The sequence below is a fragment of the Mesorhizobium sp. L-8-10 genome (genome assembly GCF_016756635.1).
Taxonomy (GTDB): Bacteria; Pseudomonadota; Alphaproteobacteria; order Rhizobiales; family Rhizobiaceae.
Genome location: NZ_AP023263.1, coordinates 1,547,715 through 1,566,857 on the forward strand (window position 1 = coordinate 1,547,715; position 19,143 = coordinate 1,566,857).

Here is a 19,143-nt window from a genome sequence, read left to right on the forward strand (position 1 = left end):
TCGACAGGACAGGCCGCTGGCGAGGCTTCCGCGGGCGCACTTTCTCTTCGCGTCCTGCCTCTTCGCGTCCTGCGGGTCAGTTTCGACAGGCGTCACGCCATTCTCTTGGTGAGACACCCGCGATCCTCTTGAAGCTTCGGCTGAAGACGGCCTCGGATTCGTACCCGATATCGCGCCCTACTGCCGAAACCTTGGTGTTCCCGTCGGCAAGCAGCCGGGCTGCGAGCTGCATGCGCCAGCGGACAAGATACCGCATCGGCGCCCAGCCGACCAGGCTGGCGAAGCGGGCCGCAAGGACGGAGCGCGATACCCCGGCCTCCCGCGCCAGTTCTTCCAGGCTCCAGTCGCGCGCCGGATCGTCGTGAAGCATCGCGATCGCCCGGCCGACCGCGGGGTCGCGCAATGCGGCAAGCCAGCCGCTCTGGTCCGGCGGCAACGTCTCGAGATAGCGTCTGATGACCTCGACAAACATGAGTTCGCCGAGGCGAAGGCGGATGCACTCTGCCCCCGCCCGCGGCTGGGGCGGCTCGGCCAGCGTCATGTCGATCAGCCGATCCAGGAGGTCGTCCGCCGGATGGGTCACGCGCGCGATACGCATCAGCCTGGGCAGGGCGCCCAGAAGGGGATTGAATGGTCCCGCGTCGCAACCGAGAAAGCCGCATACATATTTCGTGAGCGTCGCGCCGCCGCCGCCCTCGGAGACCACGAACGGCAGCCGGCCTGCCGCCATCGCGCGAAAGAAATCGAGCGAGTCCTCCGACGTCATGCCCGATCTTTCGTTTCGCGTTCCGCGCATTGCGTAGCGGTCTCCCTGTGGAATCACCAATATGTCGCCTTCGGCGAATTCCGTCGGCGAACCACCGCCGACGCTGATCCAGCCCGATCCCCTGGTGATGATGTGGTAGGAAACGACATGCCGGGACCGTGGCAGGATGGTGTGGGCGAACAGGCCAGCCTCCGGAACCTCCACGCTCCAGGGAGAAGAAGCATCGACCCGAAAAAACAGTGCGCCGGTGAGCTTTATCGCGCGCAGCACGTCCGAGAGCACATCCTTGCCCGGTTCGACGGACGACGAACCAGCGATGGGTTCGGGCGGCCCGGCATGAAAGGACGCGGGGTCAAGCGATCGAGACGCAGGGTCATGGAACGTACCCATGACCAAGTCTACAACGTGCGGAACAGCATATCCACCGAGCAGCTCCGAACGGATGAAGGATGACCGTCATGGCCGCCTATTGTTTCTTCGATGTGCGTGAGATCACCGACCAGGCCAAGGTCGATCAATATGTTACGGGAGTCTTCGCTACGGTTGAACAATATGGGGGACGCTATCTGGTGCTGGGCGGCAAATCCAATCTCGTCGAAGGAGACTGGCAGCCGGTCTATCCGGTCATCGTGGAGTTTTCCGACGGAGAACAGGCGCAACGTTGGTATTGGTCGCGCGAATACGAGCCTTTGAAGGCGCTTCGCCTGGCCGGAACCCGATCCAACGCCGTTTTCCTCGAAGGGGTGATCCCCAGGGCGGACGCCGCGACGATCGAACGAAGGGAATCGAAGTCACCGGCAGAGATCTATGACGCACTGTTCGTTCCGGCGCTGTTCCGGCAATGGGGACCTGTCGTTGCCGACGCGGCGCAGATCGCTGGAGGCCAGCAGGTACTCGACGTCGCCTGCGGAACGGGGGTACTGGCACTCGCAGCACTCGACTGCGTCGGGCCGCAGGGCAAGGTTCTCGGGATCGACGCAAACCCTGATATGCTCAGCGTCGCACGCCGCAAGAGCGACCGCATCGACTGGCGCGACGCGCGAGCCGAGGCGCTTCCATTTCCCGATGCGCGCTTCGATGCAGTCGTCAGTCAGTTCGGCCTGATGTTCTTCGACGACCGCGTCGCCGGCCTGCGCGAAATGATGCGCGTGCTGAAGCCGGGCGGCCGGCTCGCTGTCGCGGTTTGCGATGCGCTCGAGCGCTCGCCGGGCTACGCCGCAGTGGCGGCGCTGCTGGAACGGCTGTTCGGAGATGGGGTCGCGAATGCTTTCCGTGCCCCGTTCGTGCTTGGCGACCCCGAACTGCTCTACACGATCTGCGCGAAAGCGGGCGTGGCGAATGCCAGCGTGAAGCGACACCATGGAATGGTCCGCTTTGCCTCAATCGAGTCGCTCATTTCCACCGAAAGAGCATGTGTGTGGACGCTCGGCGGATTGCTCGACCAGGCCCAGTTCGAGCAGCTGGTCGACGAGGCCGAGGAAGCGCTCCAAGGCTTCGTTTCGGCGAATGGCGTTGTTGCCTTCGACATGCCGGCGCTCATCATCACGGCAACCAAGAACTGACCAGGGCCACGAGCCGCGCCGACGGGATGCAGGTCGTCGGCGCGGCGCGTCGATGCGCCGTTACGCCAGGCCGCGCTTCACCATCATCGCTTCGGGCGAGGGCATCTTGCCGCGGAAGGCCAGATAGAGCTCTTCCGGGTCCTTCGACCCGCCCGCGGCGTAGATATGCTGCTTGAGCTTGGCTGCCATATCCGGGTTGAACGGATCGCCCGTTTCCTCGAAGGCGGCGAAGGCGTCGGCGTCGAGCACTTCCGACCACATGTAGGAATAGTAGCCGGCCGAATAGCCGTCGCCCGAGAACACATGGCTGAAATGCGGCGTGCGGTGGCGCATGGCGATCGCGTCGGGCATGCCGAGCTTTTCGAGCGTCTCGGCCTCGAAGGCCAGCGGATCGGCCGGCGCGTCGGATCTCGCATGATAGGCCATGTCGACCAGCGCCGAGGAGGTGAATTCGACGGTGGCGAAGCCGGCGTCGAAATTGCGGGCGGCCAGCATCTTGTCGATGAGAACCTTCGGCATCGGTTGGCCGGTCTTCTCGTGGAGAGCGTGTTTCTCCAGCACTTGAGGCACGGTCAGCCAGTGCTCGTAGAGCTGTGAGGGCAGTTCGACGAAGTCGCGGCTGACGGACGTACCCGAGACCGATGGCCAGGTCACGTCGCTCAGCATGCCGTGGAGCGCATGGCCGAATTCGTGGAACAGCGTCTTCGCCTCGTCGACGGAGAGCAGCGCTGCCGCGCCCGCCGGCGGCTTGGCGAAATTCATGACGTTGTAGATGACGGGCTTCGCCCCCTTGCCGAGCCGGTAGCCGGACTCCAGTCCGCTCATCCAGGCGCCGGATCGCTTCGAGGGGCGGGCGAAGTAGTCGGCCAGGAACGTGCCGAGCGTCGAACCGTCAGGGTGTTTCACTTCGAAGACACGCACGTCAGGGTGCCAGGCGGCGATCCCCTTCTTCTCCTCGAAGCTGATACCGAACAGCCGCGTCGCGACGTCGAAGCAGGCGGCGATGACACGTTCGAGCTGCAGATAGGGCTTCAGCTCGGCTTCGTCGAAGTCGTATTTCTCGGCGCGCAGCCTCTCTTGGTAGAAGCGCCAGTCCCAGGCGGCGAAGGGCTCGTTGCTGCCGGCCGCGGCGGCGAGGCGCCGCAGTTCGGCCTGGTCGGCTGCCGCCTTCGCGCGTGCCTTGTCCCATACCGGATCGAGCAGGCCGAACACGGCCTCCGGTTTCTTGGCCATGGTGTCATCGAGCTTCAGGGCGGCGAAGCTGTCGTAACCCAGCAGCCGTGCCTTTTCCGCGCGCAGCTCGAGCGTCCGCTTCACCACTTCGCCATTGTCGGTGGCGCCGCCGTTCTGTCCGCGCCGGGTGAAGGCCTTGAACGCCTTCTCGCGCAGGTCGCGCCGTTCCGAGAAGGTGGTGAAGGGCTCATAGATCGAGCGCGACAGGGTGACGGCGTATTTGCCGGCCTGGCCGCGCGTTTCGGCGGCCTCGGCCATCGCGCTCTTCAGGAAGTCAGGCAGACCCGCGAGGTCGCCCTCTTCGAGGAAAAGCGCCCAGTCCTTCTCGTCGGCGAGCACGTTCTGGCCGAAACGGGCGCCGAGACCGGCGAGGTCCTCGTTGATCGCGGCCAGCCGCTCCTTGCCGGCGGCGTCGAGCCGGGCGCCGGAGCGGACGAAACCTTTCCAGGTCTGCTCGAGCACCCGGAGCGTCTCGGCATCGAGATCGAGTGTTGCGCGCGCCTGATAGAGCGCGTCGATGCGCGCGAACAGCGTCGCATTCATCGAGATGCCGGAATAATGCCGCGCCATCTTCGGCGCGACCTCACGCTCCAGCGCCTGGATGGTGTCATTGGTGTGCGCGCCGGCGAGGCACCAGAAGATCGCCGATACATGGCCGAGCGCTTCGCCGGCAAGTTCCATTGCGGCGAGCGTGTTGTCGATGGTCGCAGGCTGCGGGCTGGCGGCGATGGCGTCGATTTCGGCCTGATGTGCCACAAGTGCCGCGTCGAAGACCGTGCCGAAGGCATCGTCCGAAACAGCGGAGAAATCAGGCAGGCCGAGCGGGCCGGTCCAGAGCGTCAGGGGATGGCTGCCGAGGTCGATCGTGGTCATGGAGGTCTTTTCCGGATGCTGGTCGGCGGGAAGGGCTTCGCAACCATTTAGGAGCGCCGACGGCGTCGCGCAATCGCCTTGACGGTTTTGAGTTTAGACAATAAGTAGAACTTATAATAAGTAAGGCTTAGTAAAATGCCGCAGCGCATCGACCCCGACAGTTTCGGTTTCCTCGTCACCGACGTGCAGCGCCTCGTTCGCGCCGAGCTCGACCGGCGCATCGGAGAGGCCGGGCTCGGCCTGACGCCGGGCGAGGGCCGAACCCTGTCGCATGCGGCGCGCGCAGGCGCGGTGCGCCAGACCGTGCTTGCCGAGCGAATGGGCGTGGAGGCGATGACGCTGAGCACGGCGCTGGACCGCCTGGAAGCCCATGGCCTGATCGAACGACAACCAGACCCTGCCGACCGGCGTGCCAAGCAGGTCCACGTCACCGAGTCCGGCCAGGACATGCTGGCCCGAATCCAGCCCATTGCCGCCGGGATGCGGGCGGATGCCTCGAAGGGCGTCGCGCAGGCCGACTGGCAGCGTTTCCTGGACACGCTGAAGATCGTGCGCGCCAACCTTACCGAAGCGCGGCTGGAAGGTGCGCGCAGGGAAAGTGCGGCCGCATGAACATGCAGCTCTCCGCGCCGCTGGCGCCTTTGATGAGCGAGCGCCGCGTCGGCCTGCTGGGCGCCATGCTGGCCGCCATCGGCCCGGTTTCCATGGCGCTGTTCACGCCGGCGATGCCTGAGCTGGTGCACGCCTTCGGTACGACGGAAGCGGCGGTGAAGATGACGCTGTCGCTTTATTTCGCCGGCTTCGCCATCGCCCAGCTCGTCTGCGGACCCCTGTCGGACGGTTTCGGCCGCAAGCCGGTGACCTTTGCCTTCCTCGGCATCTATCTCGTCGCCTCGCTGCTGGCGCTTCTTGCCCCTGACATCGAGCTCCTGATCGCGGCACGCTTCCTGCAAGGCGTCGGCGCCGCGGTCGGCATCGCTATTTCCCGCGCCATGGTGCGCGACCTCTTCACGCGTGAGAGTTCGGCGCGGATCATGAACCTGATCGGCCTGATCCTGGGCATCGGCCCGGCTGTGTCACCGACGCTCGGCGGCATCACCATGGAGATCGCCGGCTGGCACGCGATCTTCCTCGTGATGTTCGCGGCAGCGGTCATCATGATGCTCATCATCCACCTGCGCATGGTCGAGACCGTCCAGCGCGACCTGTCGCGCATCCGGCCCAAGGCTCTGGCGAAATCCTACCGCAGCCTGCTGACCTCGCCCTATTTCGTGCTGGCGAGCCTGATCACCGCGGGTTCCGTAGGCGCGATCTATACGCAGGCGACGGTGCTGCCTTTCATATTGATGGACCGGGTCGGCCTGACGCCGACCCAGTTCGGCCTGGGCATGCTGATGCAGTCGGGCATGTTCCTGATCGGCTCGCTGGCCGTGCGCCAACTGCTGTCCACCGTCAGCGCCTTCCGGCTCGTCCCGGTCGGGCTCGGCATGGTGCTGATCGGCGACGCGGCCCTGGTGGCTGGTCTGCATCTCCACGAACCAACCTTCCTGCTGGTCATGGGACCTGTAGGGTTCCTCGCCTTCGGCATTGCCTTCATCATGCCGGCCATGACGACGGCGGCATTGGCGCCCTTCCCGCACATGGCCGGAGCGGCAGCGTCGATGAACGGATTCTTCCAGATGGGCGGCGGGCTGGTCGGCGGCATGGTCTGTGCCCTGATCGCCGAGCCGGTGACGGCAATGGCGATGGTGATCCCGGCCATGGGGTTGATCGCGGTCCTGTCATGGCTGGCCTGGAGCCGGCTTCCGGAGCCGGCGATGGGCCAGCCCAAGGCTTAAAGCATGTCTCCCGAAAGTGTGCCGCGGTGCGGGATAAAGACATGCGCAAAATCAAGTACCTACAGCGGGTCGCGTGAATCCTTTCACGCGACCCGCTGTAGATCGAGACGTCGATCAGTCGAAGTCGGGCCGTTCGAAATCTCCGCTATCGCGGTTCATCACCCACAACTCGCCGGTCGAAATGTCGAACCAGGCTCCGCTGATCGTGAGTTTCCCCTTGGTCTCGAGGATCTTTACGCAAGGGAAGGTCTTGAGATTGGCGATGGAATAGCGGATCGAAATGCGCTCCAGCGCCGTCTGGCGCTCGCCCGGCGTCATCAGCGCGTTGCCCGATACGGTCTCGGCCGCCGGGGCGACGAGGCTCATCCACTTGCCGATGAAGTCGCCGGGCGAAAGCGGCGCTGCATCCGTATTGAGAGCGGCGCGGATGCCACCGCAGCGGCCGTGCCCCATGACCACGATGTTGCGGACCTTGAGGCTCTGCACGGCGAATTCGAGCGCGGCCGAAGTCGAATGGAACTCGCCGTCGGGCGAATAGGGCGGCACCAGATTGGCGACATTGCGGACCACGAACAGCTCGCCCGGCCCGGCGTCGAAGATCGCTTCGGGTGCCGCGCGGGAATCGCAGCAGGCGATGACCATCGTCTCGGGCGATTGGCCTTCGCGGGCGAGCGAACGATATCGGCCGCTTTCGGCGACGTATCGTCCGCTCATGAAGTTTCGATAGCCGGCGAGCAGGTGGTCGGGCAGGTGTGACATGGACCTTTCCTACCGGCAATCGGTTCCGACGATCAATACGCAATTACGCATGGCACGGTGTGGGTCGCGCGAGATCAACTCGCCGCAGCCGTGTCGACGACCTCGAAATCGTGGGTGAGCGTGGCGGTCCTGGCCATCATCGCCGATGCCGAGCAGTATTTTTCGACCGACAGGTCGATCGCACGCTTCACCTTGGCCTCCGACAGGTTGCGGCCCTTGACCACGAAATGCATGTGGATGCGGGTGAAGACCTTCGGGTCGGTCTCGGCGCGGTCGGCATCCAGCTCGACCACGCAGTCCTCGACCGCCTCGCGTCCCTTTTCCAGGATGTGGACGACGTCGAAGGCGGAGCAGCCGCCGGTGCCGATCAGCACAAGCTCCATCGGGCTCGGGCCGGGCTTCGGTCCGCCCTCTCCATGCGCGGTTCCGAACACGAGCTTGTGGCCGGTGCCGGATTCACCGACGAAGGTCCGGTCCTCGACCCATTTCACGCGCGCTTTCATGGAGGTGATCCTTTCGTTTCGCGATCGATCATCTAATCGATCGCGGACGGAAAAACCACCGGCCACGATGTCGCCGGAAGCCGGATCTCGCGCCGTCAGCGTCAGGTCCATTGGGTCAGGTCCATATCGCTATCGGGTTGCCGAGGCGATCGTTCCCGGGTGGGTCGGGAAAGCTCACAGCCTCGCCGCGGATGAAGCGCTCGGCCACCAGCGTCACCGCGGCGGCGTCGAGCAGGTCGTCCTCGCCAGCGCCGCGCGGCGGCGGTCGGTCGAGGAAGGTGCGATCGTGACCGCTGCGCGCCAGCAGCGCTTTGCGCTCCTCCATCCCTGGCGGGTTGATCCGGCCCTTGATCTTCTTCGGCAGCGCCATGGCCTCGCCGCCGTTCAACCGCCAGAAGGCGGCCTCCGGATGGGATTCGATGATGCGGCCGCGCAGCTCCTGCCGGGCCAGCAGCAGGCGGTCGAGTTCGCGGATCTTGGAGAATATGCCGAAGGCCTGGATCGACACGCCGCGCGGCGGGTCGGAGGTCTCACGCGCGACACGGCTGGCCAGGCGATGCGTCTCGTACCAGCGCTCGACCGTCGTGAAAGGCTCGTCCGCGGCATAGACGGCTGCCCGCGAGGGGATCGAGAACACACTCGACTGGCGCTCGCCGAGGAATCGCCGAACCAGCGTCTCGGGCCCGCGTCCGCCATGACGGGTGAAGTCCGGCAGGCCGATCGGCATATCGACGGCGATCGCGGCATCGCCGGGAAGCATCGCGATCAGGGCCTCGAAGCTGCCGACGACACAAGCATAGGCTGCGCGTCCCGGCTCTCGCACGACGGCGATCCAACCGGCCTTGCAGCCGTCGACCCCGGCGGCGACCCGATCGCTCAAGCGCGCCGGTCCCTGCTGGGGTGGGTAAGATGCCGCAGGTGCACCATGGCCATGGGATGCGACAGGCTCTGGGCGTCCGTTTCGAGTGTGAGCTCGTCGGCGCCGCGTTTTGCCGTGCGCGCCAGGATCTCGAACACGGCCGCGGTCGTCGACTGCAAAGCCTTGCCCGCCGGCGAGCCCCGCAGGAGGCGCGCCAGGAACACGGCTCCCGTGAGGTCGCCGAGACCGTTGGGCGGACGATCGATGCTGCGATGCTCGGCCAGTAGCGCTTCGCTGGATGTGAGCAGCAGGTTGCCGGTGCCGCCCGACATCAGCGATGGCGCCGAGGTGACCAGAACCATGCGCGGACCGGCATGCAGGGCGGCGGCGATCACCGAGCGCAGGTCGGGGAGCTTCGTCCCGGTCATCCATTCCAGCTCGTAGCGATTGGGGGTCGCGACATCGGCCAGCGGCATCAGCTCGTCGCGCAGCGCCACGGCCGTGGCTTCGGGAACATAGAGCCCGCCGAGATCGCCCATCACGGGGTCGCAGACATAGAGCGCCTGCGGATTCCTGGCCTTGACGGTTCGGACCAGCGAGGCGACCGCCCCGGCCTGCTCTGGGTCGCCCAGATAGCCCGAAAGCACGGCCGCCACTTCGCCGAGCCAGGGCGCGCGTTCCAGATCCTTCATCAGCGCGGCGAATTGTTCGGGCTCGGGCACGATCCGGGTCGCGCGCCCATGGCCGGGATGCCAGGGCAGGATGACGGTCGGCACGGCCCAGACCGGGAAGCCCAGAGTCTCCAGCGCGAAGACGGCCGCCCGGTTGCCGACCGAGCCGCGCGCGACATGGCTGGAGATGACGATGACGGCCCGCGGCGCGTCGGCTTGCTCTTCGCTCATTCGCTGCTCATCCGCGCAAGAGATAAAGAACCAGCCATACAAACAGGCCGAGCGTGATGACAAGCCCGAGCACGCGCCCGATGCGTGTTCCCCAGAGCTCGATACGGTCCTCCTGGTCGGCGTCCTGTGCGGCCAGACGGGCGCCCGTCCGGCGCGCTGCGCCGCCCAGCAGTCCGGACGCATCGGCCTCGCGTTCGACACGATCGAGAATCTGCCGGGATTCGGCCAGCCGCTCGCGGTCGTCGGCCATGCGCGATCCATCCCTCTTCGCTGCGTCGCAGGACACCCATGCAATCTAGCGCGTTCGACGGGCCTGTCACAGTCCCGATGATCGAGCCGCCATCTTCTCGTCCGAAGGTTGCGGCGGCCGGGATGTTCCCATATCGCGAGATTCTGGCTATCGTCGCGGCGCAGACGGTCACGACACGAGGGGTTCTCCATGTTTGCTCGATCCGCTTCACGGCCCGTCGCCTTGCTGCCGGCCGTGCTGCTTCTGTTGCTGCCTTTGCTGTCGGGCTGCGGCTACAACACCATTCCGACCGCCGAGGAAAAGGCCAAGGCCGCCTGGAGCGAGGTGCTCAACCAGTATCAGCGTCGTGCCGACCTGATCCCCAACCTGGTCGAGACCGTGAAGGGCTATGCCGCCCATGAGAAGGACACGCTGGATGCGGTTGTCGCGGCCCGAGCCAAGGCCACGCAGGTGACCGTCACGCCGGCCACATTGTCCGACCCTGACGCTTTCAAGGCGTTCCAGGAGAACCAGGCCGGGCTCACCGGTGCCCTGTCTCGGCTGCTCGCCGTGGTCGAGAACTATCCCGATCTCAAGGCGAACCAGAATTTCCTCGGCCTGCAGGCACAGCTCGAAGGCACAGAGAACCGCATAGCGGTCGCCCGCCGCGACTATATAGACGCCGTGCGGGAATATAATCTGACACTGAAGACCTTCCCGTCGATCGTCTGGGCGATCCTCTGGTTCACCAACAACGAGCCGTTCGAGAACTTCACTGTCGCCGAGGACAAGCTTCAGGCGCCGAAGGTCGATTTCGGCACAAAGCAGGGCGGCTGAGGGCGCGCTTCAGCATCCTTCGCGAGCGCAGGGATTCTTGATGCCGGCTGCTTCCTCTCTCCCACGGCAAGTCTGTCTTCGCCGGCGACTAGAGGGGTTGTCCGCGGAAACGGCGGGCATCGCCTGCGCCATTCTCCTGCTGCTTTTCCTGCCGTTCGCCGCCATCGCCGACGATCTGCCCGCTCTCACAGGCCGGGTGGTCGACGATGCCGGCCTGATCGATGCGGCGACATCGGAAGCGCTGACCCGGAAGCTCGCGGATTTCGAAACGAAGTCATCCGACCAGATCGTCGTCGCAACCGTGCCGACCACAGGCGGCGAAGCGATAGAGCCCTATGCCAACCGCCTGTTCCGTGCCTGGAAGCTGGGCCAGGCCGGCGAGGACAACGGCATCCTGCTGCTCGTTGCGCGCGACGACCGCAAGATGCGCATCGAAGTCGGCTACGGACTGGAAGGCACGCTCACGGACCTGCATTCGAAGCTGATCATCGAGAACACCATGGTGCCGGCCTTCAGGGCCGGCGACTTCCCGGGCGGGATCTCCGGCGCCGTCGACGACATCATCATGGTGCTCGAAGGCAACGGAGCGGAACTTCAGGCCCGTGCCGAACGCAACCAGGCGACCGGCCCGGATTTCGTCGACCTGCCGGTCCTCATCTTCATCGCCATCTGGGCCACGCTGTTTTTCGGCGGCCTGGCCATGGCCTTCCTGCCGCCGATGTTCGGCCGCAAGATCGGCCCGGGTCGCTATCGCTGGCTCGGCATGGACTTCGACTACAACCAGCGCGGCGGCTCCGGCGGCGGCTACTCCGGGGGAGGAGGCTGGTCGTCGGGAAGCTCATCGGGGGGCTGGTCCTCCGGCGGGGGTGGATTTTCGGGCGGCGGCGGGTCGTCCGGCGGCGGCGGCGCGTCCGGGAGCTGGTAGGCGATGACGACGCGATCGATGACGCAGAAGGAACATGCCCTGATCGCTGCCGCGGTGCGGGAGGCGGAGGCGCGGACATCAGGCGAGATCTACTGCGTGGTGGCGCGGGCGAGCGACAGCTATCTGTTCCCCGCGGCCTTCTTCGTGACGGTCGCCATCGTCACGCTCAGCCTCTTCGTGTCGCTGGCGCTGCACCATTGGTGGTTCGACGTCAGGCCGGCGACGCTGGCGCTTGCGCAACTGCTCGCCATCGCCTGCGCGCTGGTCGTGCTCTGGTTCTTTCCCGCCCTGCGTATCCGGCTTGTGCCGAAGCGGCTGCAGTTCCGGCGCGCCCACGAGAACGCGCTCAAGCAGTTCTTCGCCCGCAATGTGCACATCACCACGGCACGCACCGGCGTGCTGCTTTTCGTGTCGCTCGCCGAACACTATGCCGAGGTCGTGGCCGACGCCGGCATCAACCGGCGGGTCGACCAGGTCGCCTGGAACGATGTGGTCGCGATGCTCCTCGACCATGCCCGGCGCGGCGATCTCGCCAACGGTTTCGTCGCAGCGGTCGGGAGCGTCGGCTCGCTCCTGGCGCAGCATTTTCCCGTCGGCGAGGCGGACTTCAACGAGCTCGACGATCACGTCGTCGAGCTCTGAACCATGCCTCCGTGCCGATCCAGTCTACAGCATGCCGCGCGAAAAAGGATTATCGCGACACTCTGTAGATACCTGACCTTGCGCATGTCTTTATCCCGAAACCGCGGCACACTTTCGGGAGACATGCTTCAGAACCCAGGAAACGCGACGTCAGACGGTGAACGACGTCTTGAACTGGTTGAGCGATTGGGACATCTTCTTGTTCTGATAGGAGTTTATGTTGTTTCCCCCGATATAGACCGAGCCGGTGAAGGGGTGTTCCCACTGTCCGCCACCCATGGTCGACACGCTGCCGCATGAGAACTGTATGAGCCCCATCGATCCGTCCGAAACGAGGCTGCAGTGACCGATCGACTGTGAATTCATGTAGCCCGCGCAATCCTTGCATACGGGCTTGCCGATGCACATGATGAAGACGCGGTCTTCCATATTGTATTTGCTGATCCCGAGCTGGGAAAAATGTCTCAGGATCGCCATTTCGGCGTGGAGCCCCGTTTGATTGTTCGTGATGGTCTCGATGACGATGATGGGACCGATGACACGAACGAGCGCCTGTGCGATGATATCGGCAAATTGGTCCGTGGACCCTTTCTTGCAGATGACCGCATAGGGAAAGTCATGTATCTTCGTGATGCCGACGGAGATCGTCGTCTGGCTCAGTTCTTTCGTATTCTTCAGTGTATTGGACAGCTCTTGTACCTTGCTGTCATTTGCGAGAGAGAAGAGTATATTTGTGGTGACGCCGGATAGTTTGTTCGCGGATTCGTCATCTCCCAGCTTGCGGCGCTCCTTCGTCTTGTTCAGAACGTCCTGCCACGTTTTCATGGATACCCCCTCGGATGTCTTGTTGGACAATTGCCGGAGCCTGGCGCACGACAATAGATAAGAAAGCCGGCGCCGTCGATGTCTTTGGCAGTCGAATATTTCTGCTCCTGCGGCCCAAGTGGCGGCGTGGCGTTGTCCGGCGCGGGCAGAGGCTTCCGCACCGCGCTGCTTTGCGGCCCATTTCCCTGAAGCCCAATTCGGGTCTTCACCTTTGGAACGCGTCGGATGCGCCGCATGATTTTGCAGGAGGGTGTATCGGCAGGAGGAGCCATATCGATCGCTTGCGCAGCGGCGGGCGAAGCAGCTATGGTTAAAGGGTTATGACCACGCTCTCGATCGATATCCGAAAGGCAGAGCCAGGCGACGCGTCCGCGATCGCCGATGTGCATCATGAGGCATGGCGCGGCGCCTATGCCGGGATCATCCCGCACCGCGCGCTGAACGCCATGATCAATCGCCGCGGCCGCGACTGGTGGGCGAATGCGATACGCCGCGCCGCGTCGGTTCTGGTCCTGGAGATCGGCGGCGAGATCGCCGGTTATGCCACGATCGGTCGAAACCGCGCCCGCGAGCTCAGGCAGGAGGGCGAGATCTACGAGCTCTATCTGAAGCCCGAATATCAGGGCATCGGGCTGGGCACCCGTCTATTCGGCGCGGCCCGCCAGAGGCTGCGCGATCACGGGCTTCGAGGCCTCGTGGTCTGGGCGCTCGAGGAGAATGTCGGCGCGCTCGATTTCTATGCCGGCGCCGGCGGACGCGACGTGGCCGAGGGCGTCGAGGTCTTCGACCACAAGGCGCTGCGCAAGGTCGCTTTCGTCTGGGATTGAAAACTGCTGCCGGATCCGGCCGACGGATGCGGCGTCTTGTCGCCTCGAACGCCCTTCACGAATAGCAACGCCGGCTGCCGATTTTCGTGCATTGCACAATGGCGCTCGGGACGCTATCGGTCCGCCCGAAACGAGGGACATAGCCATGCGCATCGATGCGATCAGTGCCGGCAAGAATCCGCCGGAAGATATCAACGTCATCATCGAGGTTCCGGTCGGCGGCGAGCCGATCAAATACGAGATGGACAAGGAAGCCGGCACGCTGATCGTCGATCGCTTCCTCTACACCCCGATGCGCTATCCCGGCAATTACGGCTTCGTGCCGCACACTTTGTCGGGCGACGGCGATCCGATCGACGTCCTCGTGTGCAACACGCGCGCTCTTATGCCGGGCTGCGTCATCAATGTCCGGCCGATCGGCGTGCTGATCATGGAAGACAATGCCGGCGAGGACGAAAAAGTCATCGCTGTGCCCTCGCCGCATCTGACCCGGCGCTACGAGAACGTCGTCGAATACACCCAGCTGCCCGAGATCACCCGCGAGCAGGTGCAGCATTTCTTCGAGCACTACAAGGATCTGGAACCCGGCAAGTGGGTCAAGATCGGCGGCTGGCACGACGCCGCCTATGCCAGGAAGATGATCGTCGAGGCGATCGAGCGGGCGAAGAAGTCGAAGTAATCGGCGGTCTGGGCTGCGAGCGCCTCCGCGTTCGGGAACCCCGGCGCCGGCCCCTCATCCGCCTGCCGGCACCTTCTCCCCGCAAGCGGGGAGATGACAGCCTGCCGCAGCGACAGTTCTCATTCTGCACCCTTGGCGGTTGGCGAAGCCGTCGAAGCCATCGGTCTTCTCCCCGCTTGCGGGGAGAAGGTGCCGGCAGGCGGATGAGGGGCAGCGCCGTCTTTCCAACACGAAGGCAGCGTTCCGCTACGCGAACCGCGCCCCTGCCGGGTCCCCGCTGCTTCGCAGCGCCCCGGCGTTCGCTCGCCCGGCGGCCCGGCCCTTCGCTCTCGCTCAGGGCGTTCGAAGCTCGAAAAGCCAAGCAATTGGCTTTTCGTCCGCTACGCGGACCACTTCTCACCCCATCGAATCGATCTTGCGCTGCATGGCGGCGATCTGCTCCTTGAGTTCCTGGAGCTCGTTCGCCTTTTCGGGCGCGTCCTTCTTCGGCGCCTCGGCCGGCGCCGCGCCGCCCGGCACACCCGCGGGCGGGAATGGCGTGAACATACGCATGGCGTTCTGGAACATCTCGATGTTGCGCCGCGTCTGCTCCTCGATCGCCTTCATCGGCGTCAGCTTCATGACGTCGATCGGGCTCTTGCCGAACGCCGACTTCATCTGCTCGCGCAGGCGTTCCTGCTCCTTCGCGAAGGCGATCATCGACTGCTCGAGGAAGCTCGGCACGATCATCTGCATCTGGTCGCCGTAGAAGGCGATGAGCTGCCGCAGGAACGGGATCGGCAGCATGTTCTGGCCGTCCTTGTTCTCCAGCTCGAAGATGATCTGCGTCAGCACCGGGTGGGTGATGTCCTCGCCCGTCTTGGCGTCCTGGACCGTGAAGTCCTCGCCCCTCTTGACCATCTCGGCGAGGTCCTCGAGCGTCACATAGGTGCTCGTGCCCGTATTGTAGAGGCGCCGGTTCGCGTATTTCTTGATGACAACCGGTTCGTCTTTGGCGGGCATTTCCATCCTCCCGGAAGCGGCGATGCTTTCGCAAGCCGCGGCTGCGATCACCTTTTCCGATCAGGATATGCGCAAAGAGCATGCAATTCCAAGCGGTTTGTGCGCTGCGGAACCGCTATGCCGCAGCGCGGCCCGAAAAATGCTGCGCAGCATGAGTGCAGCATGAGCGCAGCAAAGGTGCAGCATGGCCGGGCATCGCGGGCTCGCCGCCGATTTCCGGTTTGACTCGGGTTCGGGAAAGGGCAAGAAACAGGATGAAGAGACCGTCGCCCCGCCTTCATTCAAGTCTGGCATTCAAGTCTGGAGATGAACATGTCCGCGTCCAATGCAATCGTGGTGGCCAGCGCTGCCCGCACCCCGGTCGGCTCCTTCAATGGCTCCTTCGCCAACACGCCCGCTCATGAGCTCGGCGTGGTCGTGGTCAAGGAAGTGCTCGGCCGCGCCGGCGTCGACGCCAGCGAAGTCGACGAAGTGATCCTCGGCCAGGTACTCACGGCTGGCCAGGGCCAGAACCCGGCGCGACAGGCCGCCATCGGCGCCGGCATTCCCAAGGAGGCGTCCGCCTGGGGCGTCAATCAGGTCTGCGGCTCGGGCCTGCGCGCGATCGCGCTCGGCATGCAGCAGATCGCGACCGGCGACGCCAGGGTCATCATTGCCGGCGGCCAGGAATCCATGTCGCTCTCCCCGCACTGCCAGCATCTTCGCGCCGGCACCAAGATGGGCGACCTGAAGCTGATCGACACCATGATCAAGGATGGCCTGTGGGATGCCTTCAACGGCTATCATATGGGCAACACGGCCGAGAACGTTGCCCGGCAGTTCCAGATCACCCGCGACGACCAGGATGCCTTCGCGCTGGCCTCGCAGAACAAGGCCGAGGCCGCGCAGAAGGCCGGCCGGTTCAAGGACGAGATCGTCGCCGTCACCGTCAAGGGCAGGAAGGGCGATACCATCGTCGACCAGGACGAGTATATCCGCCACGGCGCGACCCTCGACGCAATGCAGAAGCTCAGGCCCGCCTTCGACAAGGACGGCACCGTGACCGCCGCCAACGCCTCCGGTCTCAATGACGGCGCCGCAGCCGCGCTGCTGATGACCGAGGCCGAGGCAGCCCGCCGCGGCATCACCCCGCTGGCGCGCATCGTCTCCTGGGCGACCGCCGGCGTCGACCCGCAGGTCATGGGAACCGGCCCGATCCCGGCTTCCAGGAAGGCGCTGGAGAAGGCCGGCTGGTCGGTCGGCGATCTCGATCTCGTCGAGGCGAACGAAGCCTTCGCGGCCCAGGCCTGCGCCGTCAACAAGGGGCTCGGCTGGAACCCCGACATCGTCAACGTCAACGGCGGCGCCATCGCCATCGGGCATCCGATCGGCGCGTCCGGCGCCCGCATCTTCAACACGCTCGTCCATGAGATGAAGCGCCGGGGCGCGAAGAAGGGCCTCGCCACGCTGTGCATCGGCGGCGGCATGGGCGTGGCGATGTGCGTCGAAGCACTCTGACCCGGTGAATCGAGAAATGGTGAATGGGCTTACGTTAGGGAAGGTCGATCGGCTTCTCCTGATACTTGCGTGACGCCCATTCGCCATTCACTATTCCGACATTGAACTTTGCTTCCTGGGAGGAGGAACCATGGCAAGAACGGCAATCGTCACCGGCGGCTCGCGCGGCATCGGCGCGGCCATCTCCATCGCCCTCAGGGACGCCGGCTACAAGGTCGCCGCCAATTATGCCGGCAACGATGAGGCGGCCCAGAAGTTCAAGGCCGAGACCGGCATTCCGGTCTACAAATGGTCGGTGGCCGACTACGACGCCTGCGCGGCCGGCATCGCCAAGGTCGAAGCCGATCTCGGCCCGATCGACATCCTCGTCAACAATGCCGGCATCACCCGCGACGCGCCTTTCCACAAGATGACGCGCGAGCAGTGGAACGAGGTGATCGGCACCAATCTGAACGGCGTCTTCAACATGACGCATCCCTTGTGGAACGGCATGCGGGAGCGCAAGTTCGGCCGCATCGTCACCATTTCCTCGATCAACGGCCAGAAGGGGCAGTTCGGCCAGGCGAATTATTCCGCCTCCAAAGCCGGCGATCTCGGCTTCACGAAGGCGCTCGCCCAGGAAGGGGCGCGCGTCGGCATCACGGTCAATGCCGTCTGCCCGGGATACATCGCCACCGACATGGTGATGGCGGTGCCGGAGAAGGTGCGCGAATCGATCATCGCCCAGATTCCGGTAGGGCGGTTGGGCGAAGCGGCCGAGATCGCGCGCTGCGTGGTTTTCCTGGCCTCCGACGACGCCGGCTTCGTCACGGGATCGACGATCACCGCCAATGGCGGCCAGTATTTCGCCTGACCAGTATTTCGCCTGACCGGCGGGCCTGGACGCTGGCGCATCCAGGCAGCCTCGATCAATTCTCGATGACCCCCGGCGTTCGCGGTTGACCGCGGCGCCGGGTTCAGCGATTTTCCGACACATCATTTCACTGTCGAGGTCTTGCGGCCTGCTCTCGCCAGCGAAGCCTTTCTGCTGCACCGTCCGCGATCCGATCATGCCCAGACGGGCTCTGGCCCGACGCCGATGGCGTGAAGCCCGAAAACCGGCCTCGTCCTGCAAAAATCCAGTTCTTTACAGGACGCGCGCCTTTTTCATCGACCATCGCGCCGCCGCGCTTCGGGCTTCATCAGTCGTCCCCGAGTGCTGCCTTGTGCACGATACCGGCAATCGCGGCGCCGACGATTGGCGCGACCCAGAACAGCCAGAGCTGCTGCAGGGCCCAGCCGCCGACGAACAGCGCCTGGCTGGTCGAGCGGGCGGGATTGACCGAGGTGTTGGTGACCGGGATCGAGATCAGGTGGATCAGGGTCAGCGCGAGGCCGATGGCGATCGGGGCGAATCCTGTCGGCACGCGGCCGTGGGTGGCCCCCAGGATGATCATGAGGAACATGAAGGTAAGCACGACCTCGATGACCAGAGCCGATGCGAGCGAATAGCCGCCCGGCGAGTGTTCGCCATAGCCGTTGGCGGCGAAGCCGCCGATGGTGGTGAAGTCGGCCTTTCCGGTGACGATGACATAAAGCACCGCCGCCGCCACGATGGCGCCGATCAGCTGGACGATCACATAGGGAATGAGGTCTTTCGCCGGGAAGCGGCCGGCGACCATCAGGCCGACCGAGACGGCGGGGTTGAAATGGCCGCCGGAGATGCCGCCGAAGGCGTATGCGCCGGTCAGCACGGTCAGGCCGAAGGCCAGCGCCACGCCGAGCAGGCCGATGCCCAGATCCGGAAATGCGGCTGCCAGCACGGCGCTGCCGCAGCCGCCGAAGACCAGCCAGAACGTGCCGAGGAATTCGGCGACAAGTTTCTTCGACATGGTAGATCCCTCCTCGTACCAAGTGTCTTGTCGAACATGACAACCCAACTCCCGCGTGAAGCGCAACGCAAGATGGCAAAAGCTTCCCTATCGGCAAGTCACAGGCTTTTTGATAACCCGGCGGCCGAGCTGTCCCGAAACGGGGCAAGCCGGTTAACGCCAGCCAGCGCGACGGAAACAAACATCGGCCGCATGGCTGCCGCAATCGGTCATCGGCAGCGCCCGGCCACAACATCTCGCGGTGAACAGACAGGGAACGCCGCGCGATCAGCGATTCGTCGCTGATTCGTTCCGGCTTTGGCCCGATCGTTAACGCGAGAGCGCGCCCGTGGCGTCGCTCCGGTTAGGCTCTGCTTAGGAAAAGTGAAGAATTTCATAATCTTGCCCGATGGAGTGATCGGATGCGCCGGCCGCCGGCCGCAAAAGTTAACGGGTGCCATGGCGTTCTTCATGAAGCGTCGGAAATCCGGAACGACGGATTCAGCATCTGGTTAGAATCCCTCGTCCAGGGGCC

Annotated in this window: 20 protein-coding genes; 10 read left to right on the plus strand and 10 right to left on the minus strand. The window is 64.6% G+C overall.

The genetic code is table 11. The features are described 5' to 3' along the window. Positions 1-76: 76 nt before the first annotated feature. Positions 77-1,156 carry an AraC family transcriptional regulator gene (locus JN280_RS07130; protein ID WP_202311043.1) on the minus strand — a complete coding sequence of 360 codons (1,080 nt, stop codon included), beginning with the start codon at positions 1,154-1,156 and terminating at the stop codon, positions 77-79. A 59-nt stretch (positions 1,157-1,215) separates the two neighbouring features. On the opposite strand from JN280_RS07130, the gene JN280_RS07135 reads away from it, so the two are divergent. Then, on the plus strand, positions 1,216-2,328 hold the full coding sequence (locus JN280_RS07135) for a class I SAM-dependent methyltransferase (RefSeq protein WP_202311044.1): 1,113 nt from the start codon (positions 1,216-1,218) through the stop codon (positions 2,326-2,328). A 60-nt stretch (positions 2,329-2,388) separates the two neighbouring features. On the opposite strand, the gene JN280_RS07140 is transcribed toward JN280_RS07135, so the two are convergent. After that, a complete protein-coding gene (locus JN280_RS07140; protein WP_202311045.1) occupies positions 2,389-4,434 on the minus strand; it encodes a M3 family metallopeptidase in 2,046 nt (681 codons plus the stop codon). 135 nt (positions 4,435-4,569) lie between these two features. On the opposite strand from JN280_RS07140, the gene JN280_RS07145 reads away from it, so the two are divergent. After that, positions 4,570-5,046 (plus strand): MarR family winged helix-turn-helix transcriptional regulator, encoded by a 477-nt coding sequence (locus tag JN280_RS07145; RefSeq protein WP_202311046.1) that lies wholly within the window; start codon positions 4,570-4,572, stop codon positions 5,044-5,046. Then, the gene (locus tag JN280_RS07150) at positions 5,043-6,272 is read left to right on the plus strand and encodes a multidrug effflux MFS transporter (RefSeq protein ID WP_202311047.1); all 1,230 of its coding nucleotides are present in this window, start codon (positions 5,043-5,045) and stop codon (positions 6,270-6,272) included. Before JN280_RS07145 ends, JN280_RS07150 begins: the two co-directional genes overlap by 4 nt. Positions 6,273-6,386: 114 nt before the next feature. Here the strand turns inward: JN280_RS07150 and JN280_RS07155 are convergent, their stop codons facing one another. The 5 genes from JN280_RS07155 to JN280_RS07175 form a co-directional block, all read right to left on the minus strand. After that, positions 6,387-7,031, minus strand: a complete 645-nt coding sequence (locus JN280_RS07155; RefSeq protein ID WP_202311049.1) for a carbonic anhydrase — start codon at positions 7,029-7,031, stop codon at positions 6,387-6,389. A 74-nt stretch (positions 7,032-7,105) separates the two neighbouring features. Further along, complete coding sequence (locus tag JN280_RS07160; protein ID WP_202311050.1) at positions 7,106-7,534, minus strand: OsmC family protein; 429 nt, start codon at positions 7,532-7,534, stop codon at positions 7,106-7,108. 115 nt (positions 7,535-7,649) lie between these two features. Next, entirely contained in the window at positions 7,650-8,414 is a 765-nt protein-coding gene (locus JN280_RS07165) for a DUF429 domain-containing protein (RefSeq protein ID WP_202311051.1), read from the minus strand. After that, positions 8,411-9,295, minus strand: coding sequence for a pyridoxal kinase PdxY (gene pdxY, locus JN280_RS07170; RefSeq protein WP_202311052.1), 885 nt, complete (start codon positions 9,293-9,295; stop codon positions 8,411-8,413). Before pdxY ends, JN280_RS07165 begins: the two co-directional genes overlap by 4 nt. 7 nt (positions 9,296-9,302) lie before the next feature. Next, on the minus strand, positions 9,303-9,545 hold the full coding sequence (locus JN280_RS07175; RefSeq protein ID WP_202311053.1) for a hypothetical protein: 243 nt from the start codon (positions 9,543-9,545) through the stop codon (positions 9,303-9,305). Positions 9,546-9,734: 189 nt separating this feature from the next. On the opposite strand from JN280_RS07175, the gene JN280_RS07180 reads away from it, so the two are divergent. The 3 genes from JN280_RS07180 to JN280_RS07190 are packed head-to-tail and all read left to right on the plus strand — an operon-like array spanning position 9,735 to position 11,928. Then, positions 9,735-10,361, plus strand: coding sequence for a LemA family protein (locus tag JN280_RS07180; RefSeq protein ID WP_202311054.1), 627 nt, complete (start codon positions 9,735-9,737; stop codon positions 10,359-10,361). 40 nt (positions 10,362-10,401) lie between these two features. After that, positions 10,402-11,286, plus strand: a complete 885-nt coding sequence (locus JN280_RS07185; protein ID WP_202311055.1) for a TPM domain-containing protein — start codon at positions 10,402-10,404, stop codon at positions 11,284-11,286. 3 nt (positions 11,287-11,289) lie between these two features. After that, entirely contained in the window at positions 11,290-11,928 is a 639-nt protein-coding gene (locus tag JN280_RS07190; protein ID WP_202311056.1) for a TPM domain-containing protein, read from the plus strand. Between the two features lie 150 nt (positions 11,929-12,078). On the opposite strand, the gene JN280_RS07195 is transcribed toward JN280_RS07190, so the two are convergent. Beyond that, the gene (locus tag JN280_RS07195) at positions 12,079-12,783 is read right to left on the minus strand and encodes a hypothetical protein (protein WP_210387835.1); all 705 of its coding nucleotides are present in this window, start codon (positions 12,781-12,783) and stop codon (positions 12,079-12,081) included. Between the two features lie 290 nt (positions 12,784-13,073). On the opposite strand from JN280_RS07195, the gene JN280_RS07200 reads away from it, so the two are divergent. Then, positions 13,074-13,580, plus strand: a complete 507-nt coding sequence (locus tag JN280_RS07200) for a GNAT family N-acetyltransferase (protein WP_202311060.1) — start codon at positions 13,074-13,076, stop codon at positions 13,578-13,580. 145 nt (positions 13,581-13,725) lie between these two features. Beyond that, positions 13,726-14,259 (plus strand): inorganic diphosphatase, encoded by a 534-nt coding sequence (gene ppa, locus JN280_RS07205; protein ID WP_202311062.1) that lies wholly within the window; start codon positions 13,726-13,728, stop codon positions 14,257-14,259. Between the two features lie 396 nt (positions 14,260-14,655). Here ppa and phaR read toward each other — a convergent pair whose 3' ends face one another. Beyond that, on the minus strand, positions 14,656-15,261 hold the full coding sequence (gene phaR / locus JN280_RS07210) for a polyhydroxyalkanoate synthesis repressor PhaR (protein ID WP_202311063.1): 606 nt from the start codon (positions 15,259-15,261) through the stop codon (positions 14,656-14,658). Between the two features lie 312 nt (positions 15,262-15,573). Between phaR and JN280_RS07215 the strand changes: the two genes are divergently transcribed. Together JN280_RS07215 and phbB are read left to right on the plus strand one after the other, a co-directional pair. After that, positions 15,574-16,758, plus strand: a complete 1,185-nt coding sequence (locus JN280_RS07215) for an acetyl-CoA C-acetyltransferase (protein ID WP_202311064.1) — start codon at positions 15,574-15,576, stop codon at positions 16,756-16,758. Between the two features lie 130 nt (positions 16,759-16,888). Further along, positions 16,889-17,611 carry a beta-ketoacyl-ACP reductase gene (phbB, locus tag JN280_RS07220; protein WP_202311065.1) on the plus strand — a complete coding sequence of 241 codons (723 nt, stop codon included), beginning with the start codon at positions 16,889-16,891 and terminating at the stop codon, positions 17,609-17,611. Between the two features lie 328 nt (positions 17,612-17,939). Here phbB and aqpZ read toward each other — a convergent pair whose 3' ends face one another. Next, positions 17,940-18,629 carry an aquaporin Z gene (gene aqpZ / locus JN280_RS07225; RefSeq protein WP_202311066.1) on the minus strand — a complete coding sequence of 230 codons (690 nt, stop codon included), beginning with the start codon at positions 18,627-18,629 and terminating at the stop codon, positions 17,940-17,942. Positions 18,630-19,143: the final 514 nt, after the last annotated feature.